We start from the raw sequence: 13,617 nt of genomic DNA on the forward strand, positions 1-13,617 counted from the left end.
TCTCCTAGGTGTCGTCCGCGCCGTCGCTGATGAGCATCTCGAGCGTACGGGTGACCGGCCGGTCGGCAGCGGCGACGAGCGGATGTTCCCACGCGAGCGACGAGCCCACCCCGGGGTAGTCGCCGACGCGGACGAACCAGGGGTCATCCGCTTCGGGAGGCGCGGAGAAGCGGATGGAGGCGCGGCCGCCGTCGAACTCGGCCGACCACTCGAGCCACCGAGCCCGGCTGCCGTTCACCGCCTCCTCGCCGTCGGCATCAGGGGTGCGGACGGTCACCGCCGAGCAGGGCGCGAACCGCCAGAAGAAGCCTCCGTAGCCGGCGCCCGCACGGCCGTGCGAACCGGGGCTGCCGAGCCGGACGGGTGCCCCGGCGGCCGTGAGGGTGAACCGGAGGACGAGCCGCCAGCTGCGGTCGTCCACCGGCGTGAAGGTCCATTCGCGCCGCTCGTGGAGGAGCGGCCGATCATCGGCGCCGTGCCAGGTCAGCGACTGCACCAGCGAGCCCGCCGTCACGACATCGTCGGTGGCCGGCCGGATCGTGCCGTGGGTCCGGCGCCAGCGGTAGCCGCCCAGCTCGGGCCGGTAGTCGGGGCCGCCCCACAGGTTCGAACCGTCGACATCCGGCATGGCGAGACCGGCGCCGAGGTGCCACGGGTGGTCGAGCGCGAAGTGATCGGTCAGCGCGACACCGGCAAGGGAGGTCACCGGGTGGAGGTAGGGGCGCGGCGCGAGCACGGCGGCAACGCCGCGACCGGTCCGGGAGGCGGCTACCGGCCGCCCGGCGACCCGGAGCACGCTGAGTTCTGGTCCCTCGGCCGCGTGCGACAGGTCGTCCACCGCCCAGGGCAGCCCGAGTTCGCTGAACGTCGCCCCCGCCGCGCACGCCCGAGCCAGCGCCTCGTCGATCCCGCGGATGACGAGCCGCTCCTCCGAGCCGGTGCCGAGGCGCTCGACGTACCGTTCGGGCACCGGGCGCGGGTCCGGGGCGATGCGCACCGCCTCCAGCACGGCCATGTACGACTCGGTGCCGTCGAGCGGGCTCAGCAGCTCCGCCGTTCCGGAGCGCGCGTCGAGGAGGTTCTCGAGGAGGTCTGTCCGGCCGAAGTGCTCCGTGCTGATGCCGGCGCGTCCCTCCACCCGGACATCGTCGAGCACGTAGAAGAAGGTGGCGGTCGCGTCCGAGCCGTGCACGGTCACGAACGGCTCCGACTCCTCCGGCCCGCACAGAGTCAGCGCGCACGTGATGTCGGGCGCGTCGCCGGGGCGCCGGACCCGCACGACACTCGTATCGTCGCTCTCGGTGGGGTTGGCGCGGTGCAGGTCGACCTCGACCTCGCCGATGTCGTCCGCGCGCACCGCGCCGGCGACGGCCAGAGCCGTGATCACGGCGTGGGAGAGCGCGTTGGTCGCGACCCCGTCGACGACGTCGACGCCGTCGAGCGTACGCCGGCCGGCCCAGCGCGACCGGGAGAAGTAGGCCCGGTCGCGGGTCCACGAGCCGGTCGCGGTGACGGCGCGCACCTCCCCGAACTCACCGCCCGTGATGGCGGTGCGGAGCCGGGGGATCGCGTGCGAGCCGAGGCTTTGGAAGCCGACCTGGACGAGCCTGCCGCTCTCGCGAGCGGCGGCGCGCAGGCGCGCGAACTGAGTGAGGGAGGTGACCGGCGGCTTCTCGAGGTAGAGGTCGGCCCTGGCCCGCAGCACCTGCAGCGCGAGGTCGAAGTGCGTGTGGAGGGGCGTCGAGACGATGACGACGTCGAGGTCGTGGCCCGCCTCCAGGAGCTCCGCGAGGCCGGCATGGACGGCGACGCCCTCGGGCAGTTCGCCGGGCTCGAGCGGAGAGGGCTCGGCCACGGCGACGAGCGTCGCGCGGCCGAGCCCTCCGAGGCGGGCGAGGTTGCGGCGGTGGATCAGGCCGAACCCGTGGGCGCCGACCAGGGCCACCCGGGCAGGATCCGTCACCATCGCCGACACCGCGTCCGTCCTCCGTTCACGCGTGCTGCGTACGGGTCTCGCGCCGGGCCGGACGGGCGGCCTTCGTCGGGACCGTGTCGAGCTCTTCGAGCGCGAGCTTGGCGGTCTCGCGCGAGCGCCAGGCGGCGAGGGCGGAGATGAGCGACAGCAGCAGGGTCAGGGCGCCGATCACCAGCGGCACCGAGGGGCTGCCGGGAGGGGCGATCGCGGTGAAGATCGCTGGCAGGAAGCCGGTGAGGAACAGCGCGAGGTTCTGCGAGACCGCGAAGCCGGTCACGCGGGTCCGGGTCGGGAAGAGCTCCTGGAAGAAGCTCGCGAAGGTCGCGTTCCACATCTGGTACAGGATGCCGAAGATCAGCACGGCGAGCACGACCGTCAGCGGCACGTTGTGCGACTGGACGACGAACAGATAGGCGAACGAGAGCACCCCCGCGCTCAGCGGACCCCAGATCATGAGCGGGCGGCGGCCGATCCGGTCCGAGAGCCGTCCGAAGAGCGGGATGAGGATGATCGCGACGATGTTCGCGACCACCGGGATCCAGAGGTAGACGGAGGGGCTCATCTTGACGCCGTAGGCGGGTTGCGTCGCGTAGGCGGTCCCGAAGACGACGACCGTCACGCCGATCACGTTGGCGAGGCCCATGCAGACCGCGCGGAACACCGTCCCGCCGTTCTCGCGGAAGAGCTGGGCGACCGGGACGCGCGGGACCCGCGCCTCCTTCTCCTCCCGGCGGAACGACGGCGTCTCGTCGACGCGCGCGCGGATGATGAGGCCCGCGGCGATCACGACGACGCTGAGGAGGAACGGCACCCGCCAGCCCCAGGTCTGGAAGGCGACGGGGGAGAGGAACGTCGACAGCGGGATGAAGCTCGCCGACGCCAGGATGCTGCCCGCCTGGGTGCCCTGGAGGCTGAAGCTCGTCAGGAAGCCCCGCTTGCCGTCGGGCGAGTGCTCCACGATCATGGCGCTCGCGCCTCCGAGCTCGCCCGCGACCGCGAAGCCCTGGATGAGCCGCAGGACGACGAGGAGGATCGGGGCCCAGACGCCGACCTGCGCATAGGTCGGCAGCAGTCCGACCAGGAGGGTCGCGAGGCCCATGACCATCATCGCGAACACGAGGACGCGCTTGCGGCCGTGCTTGTCGCCCGCGTTGCCGAGCACGAAGGCCCCGATCGGCCGGGCGACGTAGCCCACGCCGTAGGTGGCGAGGGAGGCGATGAGCGCGACCGCGGGGCTCTCGCTGGGGAAGAAGACCTGCGGGAACACCAGCGCGGCAGCCGCGGCGTAGATCGAGAAGTCGTAGTACTCGAGCGCACTGCCGACCCATCCGCTCATGGCCGCGCGCCTCGGCATGCGCCGGGCCTCGGCCGAAGTGACCTCTTCGGACATCCTTGTCTCCTGTCATCGTCGACGTGTGGGTAAGCGCTTTCCGCGCTGTGTACGTCGATGGTAGCCGTGAAGCGATTCAATCGTCAAGCGCCGGATCCGTCCAGCTCGCGTCGACCCTCCGCGCCCCTGCGCTACGGTTTTCGATGTGAAGCCCAACGCCGCCCCGACGCTGTCGGACGTCGCCGCGCACGCCGGGGTGTCGCTGGCCACCGCTTCCCGGGTGCTCAACGGCAGCACCCGCGTCGTGAAGGCCGAACTGAAGGAGGTCGTCCTGGCGTCGGCCCGGACCCTCGGCTATACGGTCAACCGGCAGGCGCAGGCCGTGGCCCGTGGGACGAGCGACACCGTCGCGCTGGTCGTGGGCGACATCGCCGACCCGTATTTCGCCTCCATCGCGTCGGGCGTCGTTCGTGTCGCGGACGAGCGGGGACTCATCGTCACCATCACGGCGACGGGACCGTATGCGGGCGAGGCGTCCGTCGAGCGGGAGCGCGCGGCCCTGGTGGCTCTGCGCGAGCAGCGCCCCCGGGCCATCGTCCTCGCCGGAAGCCGCGTCGCCGGAGCGGAGCCGCCGATGAGCGAGCGGGTCGCGGTGGTGGGCGCTGGTGCTGCGGGGCTGCGGACCGTGGTGGTCGACAACCGGGGAGGCGCCGCCCAGCTCGCCCGTGAGCTGCGCCGACTCGGATACACCGACTTCGCCGTGATCGCGGGCCCGGAAGAACTGATCACCGTGCGCGACCGCGTCGACGGGTTCCGCTCGGTCGTGGGGGATGTGCGTGTGGAACACGCGGAGTTCTCGCGGGACGGCGGCCACCGTGCCATGTCGGCCCTGCTCGACTCCGGCGCGCGGCCCGAGTGCGTCTTCGCGGTCAGCGACGTGATGGCCGTCGGGGCGATGGCCGCGCTGCGCGAGGCCGGCATCCGCCCGGGGGAGGACGTCGCCGTGGCGGGCTTCGATGACATCCCGCTGGTGGCCGATGTGACGCCGGCGCTGACGTCGGTGGCGCTGCCGCTCGCGGACATCGGCGCGCGTGCCCTCCGGCTCGCCCTCGCCGACGAAGCGGACGAGCGGGACAGCGCTCCGGTCGCGGCTCAGGTCCGGCTCCGGGCGTCCACGCCCGGGCGCTGAGCGGGGGCGCGCGGGCGCTGATGCTGCCGCCCGCCGGCGCTCCCAGCTCGAGGTGCTCGTAGGTGCGCCCGACACGCCGTGGCCGAGAGCAACTACGAGCACCTCGTGCCGCGCGCGTGCGCGTCGCGCGGCCGCGTCGCGCGGCCGCGTCGCGCGGCCGCGCCTCCTCGTCGAGGTGCTCGTAGGTGCGCCTGCGCGCGGCGTGTCGACAGCACTTGCGAGCACCTCGTTGACAGCGGGCGCGAGCCGCGGCTATCCTCTGGTAAGCGCTTTCCAACGCGCGAACACCACTACAAGGGAGTACACGTGTCGTCGATCGGCATCATCATGAACGGCGTCTCCGGGCGCATGGGCTACCGTCAGCACCTGGTGCGGTCGATCCTCGCGATTCGCGACCAGGGCGGCGTGGAACTGTCGGACGGGCGGCGCGTCCAGGTCGTCCCGCTGCTGGTGGGCCGCAACGAGGAGAAGCTTGCCGAGCTGGCGAAGCGGCATGACATCGCCGACTACACGACCGACCTGGATGCGGCGCTCGCGGACGACCGCTGGCCGGTCTACGCCGACTTCCTGGTGACGAAGGCGCGGTCCGCGGCGATCAAGAAGGCGATCTCGGCAGGCAAGGCGATCTACACCGAGAAGCCCACCGCCGAGTCGTTCGGGGAGGCGCTGGAGTTGGCGCGTCTGGCGGAGGAGGCCGGGATCAAGAACGGTGTCGTGCACGACAAGCTCTACCTCCCGGGGCTGCGGAAGCTCAAGCGGCTGATCGACTCGGGCTTCTTCGGCCGGGTCCTGTCGGTGCGCGGCGAGTTCGGGTACTGGGTGTTCGAGGGGGACTGGCAGAGGGCGCAGCGTCCCAGCTGGAACTACCGCGCGGAGGACGGCGGCGGCATCGTCGTGGACATGTTCCCGCACTGGTCGTACGTGTTGGAGAACCTCTTCGGCCGGGTCGAGTCCGTCTACGCCCAGGCCGCCACCGAGATCCCGCAGCGCATCGACGAGAACGGCGACCTTTACCGGGCGACGGCCGACGACGCGGCGTACGCGATCTTCCAGTTGGAGGGCGGGATCACCGCCCAGCTCAACTCGAGCTGGACCACCCGGGTCAACCGCGACGAACTGGTCGAGTTCCAGGTCGACGGAACGCACGGCAGCGCGGTGGCCGGCCTGTTCGGCTGCAAGATCCAGCCGCGCAACGCCACGCCCAAGCCGGTCTGGAACCCTGACCTCGCCGACGAGCACGACTACGCCGCCGACTGGATCGAGTCGCCCGCCAACGAGGTGTTCGAGAACGGCTTCAAGACGCAGTGGGAGGAGTTCCTCCGTCACGTCCTGGAGGATGCACCCCACCCGTACGACTTCCTCGCGGGGGCGCGCGGTGTGCAGCTGGCCGAGCAGGGCCTCCGCTCCTCCCGGGAGGGGCGGCGCATCGCGCTCCCCGAGGTCGTCCTGCCGCAGCAGCCCGTGCTGGCCGGAGCCTCCCGATGACGACCGCGACCCTGCAGGCCGTCCCGCTCCTGGCGGCCGATGGCACCACCTCCCCGCTCGACCTGGGGGAGACGCCCGCCTTCAGCAAGCCGAGCGGCCCGCTCCAGTCACGGGTGGCGTACGCCGCCGCTCACGTGATCCCGAAGCGCTGGGCCGAGAACGTGCCGGGTGCCCCGGCCGACATCGACTGGGAGGCGACGCTCGCCTTCCGCCGCCACCTCTACTCGTGGGGGCTCGGAGTCGCCGACGCCATGGACACCGCCCAGCGGAACATGGGGCTGGACGCCGCCGCGACACGCGAGCTGATCACGCGCTCGGCCGAGCTGGCCCGGGAGGCGGGCGGCCGCGTCGTCGCCGGGGTCAACACCGACCACGTCAACGATCCGGTCATCTCGCTCGACGCCGTCGTCGACGCCTACAAGCAGCAACTGCATTTCACCGAGGACGCGGGCGCGGGCGTCGTGCTCATGGCGAGCCGCCACCTGGCGCGCGCGGCACGCTCGGCGGCCGACTACGAGCGCCTGTACCGGGAGGTGATCGCCGCGGCCGGCGCACCCGTCATCCTCCACTGGCTCGGCGAGGCGTTCGACCCGGAACTCGCGGGCTACTTCGGCGGACCCGACACGGTCCTCCGCATCATCGAGGCCGGCGGCGACAGGATCGCGGGGATCAAGATGAGCCTGCTCGACGCGGACGCCGAGATCGCGCTCCGGTCGCGCCTCCCCGAGGGGGTACGGATGTTCACCGGAGACGACTTCAACTATGTCGGGCTCATCGAGGGCGACGGCCGCGAGCACTCCGACGCCCTGCTGGGAGCGTTCGCCGCGCTGGCCCCGAACGCGTCGGCGGCGATTCAGGCCCTGGACGCGGCGGACGGGGAGCGCTATCGCGCGATCCTCGGACCGACCGAGGCACTCGCCCGGCAGATCTTCGCCGCACCGACCTACTACTACAAGACCGGTGTCGCGTTCCTCTCCTGGCTCAACGGCCACCAGGAGGCGTTCAGCATGGTCGGCGGCCTCCACGCCGCCCGCAGCCTCCCGCACCTCTCCGAGATCGTTCGGCTCGCGGCGGCGTGCGGCTCACTCGAGAGGCCGGAGCTCGCGGCGCGACGCTGGAGCGACCTCCTCCGGCTGAACGGGGTGAACGCGTGACCGCCCATCCGCGCCTGTCGATCAACCAGGCGACCATCAAGCACGCGAGCCTCGCCGACGCGCTGCGCACCACCGCCGACGCGGGCGTCGGGGCGATCGGCCTGTGGCGCGAGCCGGTCGCCGAGGCGGGTCTCGACACCGCGGCCCGGATGCTCGCGGACTCCGGCCTCCGGATGTCCTCGCTCTGCCGGGGCGGCTTCTTCACGAGCAAGGAGGGGCCGGCCCGTCGCGCCGCGCTCGACGAGAACCGCCGAGCGATCGAGGAGACCGCAGCACTCGCGGCCGCCGGCGCGCCCGGCTCGGCCGCCGTCCTCGTGCTCGTGGCAGGCGGCCTGCCGGACGGCTCGGTCGACATCGCCGGCGCCCGTACCCGCGTCGCGGAGGCGCTCGCCGAGCTCGAGCCGGAGGCGCGCGCGGCAGGGGTGACCCTGGCGATCGAGCCCCTTCATCCCATGTACGCAGCCGACCGCGCGGTGGTCTCGACGCTGCGCCAGGCGCTCGACCTCGCCGAGCCGTTCGCTCCCTCCTCCGTCGGCGTCGTCGTCGACACCTTCCACATCTGGTGGGACCCGGACGTGCTCCCGCAGATCGCCCGTGCCGGCGCGGCCGGGCGCATCGCGAGCTACCAGGTCTGCGACTTCCTCACCCCGATCCCGGCCGACGCCCTCCTCGCGCGCGGCATGATGGGCGACGGCCACGTCGACTTCGGTAGCCTGACCGCGGCGGTCCAAGCGACCGGGTATGCGGGCGATGTCGAGGTCGAGATCTTCAACGCCGAGATCTGGGCAGCGGAACCGGCCGAGGTGGTCGCCCGGACCGTGGAGGCGTTCGAGCGCACGATCGCGATCGAACCGCTGAGCACGACGGTGTGAACGCCACCGTCGTCATCGCCCCTTGCGCCCCGGTAGTGCCCCTCCTATTGTTACGTTCTGTTACGGCACGGCCCATCCGAGGCTCCTGCCTCCCGTGCCGCCGGGAGGTAGGAGAGCGCGATGGACGAGACCATGCAGATGATGTCGATGATAAGCGAGTCGGCCCAGGGGCCGATGGCGGGTATGGACATGTCGGCGATGCAGAAGTGCATCGAGGCGTGCTCGGCGTGCGAACAGGCGTGCACGATGTGCGCGGGCTCCATGTCGATGGAGGGGATGGGCGGCTCGGCGATGTGCATGAGCTGCGCCGAGATGTGCAACACCATGATGCGGATGATGCTGCGCCCCATGCCGATGAACGAGAAGGACATGTCGGCGATGATGGCGATGCTGCAGGCGACCGCCATGATGTGCCGCGCCTGCGCGGACGACTGCATGGGCATGGGCGACTCGAGCGCCGCAGCCAAGATGTGCGCTCAGGTCTGCATGAACTGCGCCGACGCGTGCGACGCCATGATGGCGTCGATGAAGCCGATGATGGCGTCCTGAGGGGCGTCAGCTGCGCGCGAAGCCGATGTTGAGGAGCTCGCCGCCCGCGGCGAGCACCCCGTAGAGCGTGTGCACGGCGACCGGGGAGCCGGGCGTCAGCACGGTGCTGAGGTCGTCGAAGTGCCACACCCGCAGCGACCCGCCGTCGAGCCCGGCGACCTCGATCCAGCCGTCGGCTCCCGCGTTCACGACCACCGCGTCGAACCAGTGCGACGGGGTGGCGAGCGCCGCGCGGCGCGCGATCGGGTGGAGGGCGTACCCGTCGTCGAACATGTCCGCGCCCTGCCCGGAAGCGGCCCGGAGCAGGGCGTCCTTCGCGGCGGGGCTGGGCTGACGGGTCACGATGTCCTTCTTCACGGGTAGCGGAACGCGCCGTTCGCGCGTCGTGCACCGAGCATAAGAAGATCGCGCCGCGCAGTCACGCGCGCTGTCACACGGTGAAACATGGAGTGGAGGCGGCGACTGCCTCGCGCAAGGCACGCACTGCCCGATCCGCGGCAAGCGCGGGGCCGTCAGCCGTGCTGTCGTCGAACCTCAGGCCCGGCTCGTCGGCCCCCAGCGGTTCGAGTGTCGCGAGCTGGCTGTCGAGCAGCGCGGGCGACATGAACTCGTGAGTCCGCTGGGCGAGCCGGCGCTTGAGTTCGGCGCGGGGAACGACGAGCTCGACGAAGCAGGCGCCGGGGGCGTCGCTCAGGATCGCCTCCCGATAAGCCCGCTTCAGTGCGGAGCACGCCACGACCACTGGTGCTGCCTCGCGCGCTGCGGCGGACACCGCCGCGAGCCACGGAGCCCGATCCGCGTCGTCGAGGGGGATCCCCGCTGCCATCTTCGCCTTGTTCTCCGCCGGGTGCAGATCGTCCGCGTCGAGGAAGGCGCGCCCGAGCGACGCGGCGAGAGCCGCACCGAAGGTCGACTTCCCGGCGCCCGAGACCCCCATCACCACGATGACGGGAGGGACTCTCACAGCAACCCCTGCGCTTCCGTTCCAGCCGGGATCGGCTCCATGGTGGTGACCGTGGTCGGCTCTGCGATGTGCGGGCCGACGGCTGCATCCAGCGCCGCGACGGCGGCCCCCGCGGCATGAGCGGCCAGGAGCTCCGCCGACGTCCACTTCTCGATCATCGTGATCGTGCCGTCCGCGGCGTCGTGGATGGCGTAGAGCAGGCAGCCCTCCTCCTCGTGCACGGCGGGGATGGCGATGCGGAGCGCGTCGACGAGCTGGGGGCGGTGCCCCTCCAGCGGGTGGAAGACGGCGGTGACGACAACAGTCAAGGCAGGTCCTTTTCGGGTGGGGATGATTCGGGCGGTCAGTGAGACCGGGCGGTCTCAAGGGCTGCGGTGCTCGAGCGGCGCACGAAGTCGGCGTCGACGTCGACTCTGCGGCGCGGTTCGGTGAGGTGGCCGCGCGCGCGCCCGAGGGCGAGTTCGACGGAGTGCAGTGCCAGCATGTCGATGGGCTGCCGGACGACTGTGAGCGGGGGCGACACGAGCTCGGTCCACGGGTTGTCGTCGAAGACGATCACGCTCAGCGCGTCCGGGAGGTCGATCCCGCTCTGCTTGATCCGGCGGAGGGCGGACCTCACCTGGGCGGTGTTGCCGACGATGACGGCCGTCGGAGGCTCGGTGAGCGAGAGGAGGGTTCCGACCGCGTCGCTGCCCGCGTCTCCCCGGAACGGGATCGGGTGCACGAGCTCGTCGTCGACAACGAGCCCCGCGGCGCTCATCGTCTCGCGGAACCCTGCGAGGCGGTCGCGGCCCGTGGAGGTCGAGAGGGGCCCGGAGATGAACGCGATGCGCTCGTGGCCCAGATCGATGAGGTGCTGGGTGGCGACGGCTGACGACTCGCGGTTCGTGATGCTGACCACGTCGATGGCGGGGAGCTCCTCGATCTCGCGGTCGACGAACACGACGCTCACTTCGAGATCCAGGAGCCGCGACCACTTCTCGACGTTCCCCCCGGTCGGTGTGGCGATCACCGCCGACACCGAGCGTCCGATGAGCGTGTCGATGGACTCCGCCTCGAGGTGCGGGTCCTCCTGCGTGGTGAGGAGGACGACGTGGACGCCGCGGGCGCGCGCCTCCCACACGACACGGTCGGCGAGCCGGGCGAAGAACGGGTTAGTCAGGTCTGCGAGGACGAGCCCGATGGTCGAGGTCCCCCCATTCTGGAGCTCGCGGGCAGCATCGCGCGGGCGGTAGGCGAGCCGGTCGATAACCTCGACGACTTTGGCCCGGGTCGCGGGCGCGACCGGCCCGGTGTCGTTGAGTACGCGCGAGACGACGGCAACACTGACTCCGGCCTCTCGGGCAACATCGCGAATCGTCGCCGACTTGTGCACCGGAACCTCCTTCGGTCTTCCCCAGCCTAGTGATCCGCAACGTCGTGTTTGACGGCGGTGTTGTGCCGGTGGTACAAAAGTGTAACCGTTACCACTCGGGAACGCGAAATACACGGAAAGCGAACGACGAGGGCGTCGGGCCACCAGGCCGACACGATCCCGCCGCCGTCGCCACGGACTCAGAAAGGCGATCGTGAATCTTCACTCTCTCCTCCAGCAGCGGGAGGCCGAAGGCCGCCCCATCCGCGTCGGGCTGATCGGGGCCGGCCGCTTCGGCACCATGTACCTCTCCCAGGCGCGCAACATTCCCGGCATCCACGTCGTCGCGATCGCCGACATCAACGTGGCCCGAGCGCAGGGCGCCTTCGCGCTAGTCGACTGGCCCGCCGGCCAGATGGCCGACAGCATCGAAGAGGCGCTCGCCCACCGGACCACGACAATCGTGCCGAACGCGTCAGCGCTCTTCGATGCCGAGATCGACGTCGTCGTCGAAGCCACCGGCAACCCCATCGTGGGTATCGACCACGCGTTGCGCGCTATCGAGACCGGAAAGCACATCATCATGGTGACGGTCGAGGCCGACGCGCTCGCCGGACCCGCTCTCGCACGCCGCGCCGAGGAGGCAGGCGTCGTCTACTCGATGGCGTACGGCGACCAGCCGGCGCTCATCATGGAGCTCGTCGACTGGGCTCGCACCTCCGGCTTCGACGTGGTCTGCGCCGGCAAGGGCGCCAAGTACCTCTCGCACTATCACGAGATGAACCCCGACAACGTCTGGGAGAACTGGGAGTTCTCGAAGGAGCTCACCGACTCCGGGCAGCTGAACCCCTACATGCACACCTCCTTCCGCGACGGCACCAAAGCCGCCATCGAGATGGCCGCCGTCGCCAACGCCGCCGGTCTCACCCCGTCCGACGATGGACTGACCTTCACGCCGGGCAATGTGGAAGAAATCGCCACCATCTGTCGTCCGGCCTCGGTAGGCGGCGTCCTTGCGGGCGAAGGATCCGTCGACGTCATGTCCAGCGTGACGCGAGAGGGCGACTGGATCCCCTTCAACACCCAGGAGGGGGTCTTCGTCGTCGTCAAGGCGACCAACGAGTACGTTTCGGGCTGCTTCACCGAGTACCCGTGGCACCCGGACCCCAGCGGCCAGTACGCCGCGCTCTACCGCCCGTACCACTACGTCGGTCTGGAGCTGAACATCTCCATCGCCAACGCCGCGCTCCGCGGAATCGCGACCGGCGCCCCGACCGGGTTCCACGGCGACGTGGTCGCGACGGCCAAGAAGGACCTGAAGGCCGGCGAGTTTCTCGACGGTGAGGGAGGCTACACGGTCTGGGGCAAGCTCGTCTCGGCAGAGACCTCAGTGCGCAACCGCCTCCTCCCCGTCGCCCTCGCCCACCACGTCGAGCTCACCCACGACGTACCGAAGGGCCAGAGCGTCAGCTGGGACGACGTCGTCATCGACGAGTCCCTGGCCACCGCGCTCGAGCTGCGTCGGGAGACCGAGGCGCTCATCAGCGTCGCGGCCTAGCCGCGAATTCCCGGAGCCCGCGGCGGGGAGAATGAACCACGCAGCTGCGACCGCGGGCGCACCGAAACACATAAGGAATCACCTTCCAATGACGAAAGGAACCATCATGACGCGACGTGCCGGCAGGATCGCCGCCATCGCAACCGCCTCCGCGGCCCTCCTGCTCCTCAGTGCCTGCTCCGCTAACGCGGACGGCTCGAACGGGCCGGCGAAGCTCGTCACCCAGGTCGAGCAGAGCAAGAAGGTCGATGTGGCCTCGCTCGAGAAGTCGCTCGGCACCCCGCAGGCGAAGAACGGCGTCAAGCTCTGCTATGTGACCCGGACCCTGGCCAACGAGTTCTGGGGGTACGAGCGCGACGGCTTCGAGAAGGAGGCCAAGAAGCTCGGTGTGAAGTACCAGACCTTCGCGGTCAACGACGAGTCGTCGATCACAGAGCAGCTGGACAAGGCGCAGAGCGCTCTCAACCAGGGTTGCTCGGCGATCCTCGCCTCCCCGATCTCAGCCACCGGGCTCGACTCCGTGTTCAAGGCTGCGCTCGCCAAGGGCGTCCCCGCGATCGTCCTGAACGATGCGAAGGGCACCGTCCCCGGCGTGGTCTACGTCGGACCGGACGCGACGACGATCGGCCAGACAGCAGCCAGCTACATCGCCAAGCAGCTGCCCAGCGGCGGCAAGGTCGCAATGGTCGAGGGCGATCCGGGCTCGTCGAACGCGCTGAACCGGGGCAAGGGGTTCAAGGCCGGCGTCGCCGACCACACGGGCTTGCAGCTGGTCGCCTCGCAGACCGCGAAGTGGGACACCAACCAGGCACAGACGATCGCGAACGCGATGCTCACGGCCAATCCCGACATCAAGGCGATCTATTCCCAGAACGACGGGATGGGTCTCGGCGTGCAGGCCGCGATCGCTGCAAAGGGTCTGACCGGAAAGGTGCTGCTGGTCGGCACCGATGGTATCCCGCAGGCGAAGAAGGAGATCGCCGCCGGGAACTACACCGCCACCGTGAGCGAGCGGCCTACTACCGAGGGCGCTACCGGCGTCAAGGTCGCGCTTTGGCTGCTGGACGGCAAGACGGTCCCCGGCTGGGTGGACGTGCCCGCGTTCATCGTGGACAAGGCCAACGTGTCCGAATACCAGACGGGCATGCCCTGATCAGTGCCTCCGGCACGAGTTCCACGGACAGGAA

General features: G+C 70.5%; 13 protein-coding genes. 7 read left to right on the forward strand and 6 right to left on the reverse strand.

The window, feature by feature from the left end; all coding sequences use genetic code 11:
• Positions 1 to 4: 4 nt before the first annotated feature.
• Positions 5 to 1,966 carry a DUF6807 family protein gene (locus FPT20_RS02090; RefSeq protein ID WP_158862090.1) on the reverse strand — a complete coding sequence of 654 codons (1,962 nt, stop codon included), beginning with the start codon at positions 1,964 to 1,966 and terminating at the stop codon, positions 5 to 7.
• A 25-nt stretch (positions 1,967 to 1,991) separates the two neighbouring features.
• The gene (locus tag FPT20_RS02095) at positions 1,992 to 3,365 is read right to left on the reverse strand and encodes an MFS transporter (protein ID WP_158862092.1); all 1,374 of its coding nucleotides are present in this window, start codon (positions 3,363 to 3,365) and stop codon (positions 1,992 to 1,994) included.
• Between the two features lie 145 nt (positions 3,366 to 3,510).
• On the opposite strand from FPT20_RS02095, the gene FPT20_RS02100 reads away from it, so the two are divergent.
• The 5 genes from FPT20_RS02100 (at position 3,511) to FPT20_RS02120 (ending at position 8,554) form a co-directional block, all read left to right on the forward strand.
• Positions 3,511 to 4,494 (forward strand): LacI family DNA-binding transcriptional regulator, encoded by a 984-nt coding sequence (locus FPT20_RS02100; protein ID WP_158862093.1) that lies wholly within the window; start codon positions 3,511 to 3,513, stop codon positions 4,492 to 4,494.
• Between the two features lie 306 nt (positions 4,495 to 4,800).
• A complete protein-coding gene (locus tag FPT20_RS02105) occupies positions 4,801 to 5,979 on the forward strand; it encodes a Gfo/Idh/MocA family protein (RefSeq protein WP_158862094.1) in 1,179 nt (392 codons plus the stop codon).
• Positions 5,976 to 7,133: a DUF993 family protein gene (locus FPT20_RS02110; RefSeq protein ID WP_158862097.1), complete on the forward strand. Its 1,158-nt coding sequence runs from the start codon at positions 5,976 to 5,978 to the stop codon at positions 7,131 to 7,133. Before FPT20_RS02105 ends, FPT20_RS02110 begins: the two co-directional genes overlap by 4 nt.
• Entirely contained in the window at positions 7,130 to 8,005 is an 876-nt protein-coding gene (locus FPT20_RS02115; protein WP_158862099.1) for a sugar phosphate isomerase/epimerase family protein, read from the forward strand. The genes FPT20_RS02110 and FPT20_RS02115 overlap by 4 nt, the downstream gene beginning before the upstream one ends.
• A 120-nt stretch (positions 8,006 to 8,125) precedes the next feature.
• The gene (locus FPT20_RS02120; protein ID WP_158862101.1) at positions 8,126 to 8,554 is read left to right on the forward strand and encodes a hypothetical protein; all 429 of its coding nucleotides are present in this window, start codon (positions 8,126 to 8,128) and stop codon (positions 8,552 to 8,554) included.
• A 6-nt stretch (positions 8,555 to 8,560) separates the two neighbouring features.
• Here the strand turns inward: FPT20_RS02120 and FPT20_RS02125 are convergent, their stop codons facing one another.
• The 4 genes from FPT20_RS02125 to FPT20_RS02140 all read right to left on the reverse strand — a co-directional run bounded on the left by FPT20_RS02125 (position 8,561) and on the right by FPT20_RS02140 (position 10,893).
• Positions 8,561 to 8,896 (reverse strand): hypothetical protein, encoded by a 336-nt coding sequence (locus FPT20_RS02125; RefSeq protein WP_158862103.1) that lies wholly within the window; start codon positions 8,894 to 8,896, stop codon positions 8,561 to 8,563.
• A gap of 88 nt (positions 8,897 to 8,984) precedes the next feature.
• The gene (locus FPT20_RS02130) at positions 8,985 to 9,518 is read right to left on the reverse strand and encodes a gluconokinase (protein WP_158862104.1); all 534 of its coding nucleotides are present in this window, start codon (positions 9,516 to 9,518) and stop codon (positions 8,985 to 8,987) included.
• Positions 9,515 to 9,826 (reverse strand): putative quinol monooxygenase, encoded by a 312-nt coding sequence (locus FPT20_RS02135; RefSeq protein ID WP_158862106.1) that lies wholly within the window; start codon positions 9,824 to 9,826, stop codon positions 9,515 to 9,517. Before FPT20_RS02135 ends, FPT20_RS02130 begins: the two co-directional genes overlap by 4 nt.
• A gap of 35 nt (positions 9,827 to 9,861) precedes the next feature.
• On the reverse strand, positions 9,862 to 10,893 hold the full coding sequence (locus tag FPT20_RS02140; protein ID WP_158862108.1) for a LacI family DNA-binding transcriptional regulator: 1,032 nt from the start codon (positions 10,891 to 10,893) through the stop codon (positions 9,862 to 9,864).
• Positions 10,894 to 11,086: 193 nt separating this feature from the next.
• Between FPT20_RS02140 and FPT20_RS02145 the strand changes: the two genes are divergently transcribed.
• Complete coding sequence (locus tag FPT20_RS02145) at positions 11,087 to 12,430, forward strand: NAD(P)H-dependent oxidoreductase (protein WP_158862110.1); 1,344 nt, start codon at positions 11,087 to 11,089, stop codon at positions 12,428 to 12,430.
• 106 nt (positions 12,431 to 12,536) lie between these two features.
• Positions 12,537 to 13,583: a sugar ABC transporter substrate-binding protein gene (locus FPT20_RS02150; protein ID WP_158862112.1), complete on the forward strand. Its 1,047-nt coding sequence runs from the start codon at positions 12,537 to 12,539 to the stop codon at positions 13,581 to 13,583.
• Positions 13,584 to 13,617 lie beyond the last annotated feature (34 nt).

This window comes from Leifsonia sp. AG29 (assembly GCF_009765225.1).
GTDB lineage: Bacteria > Actinomycetota > Actinomycetes > Actinomycetales > Microbacteriaceae > Leifsonia.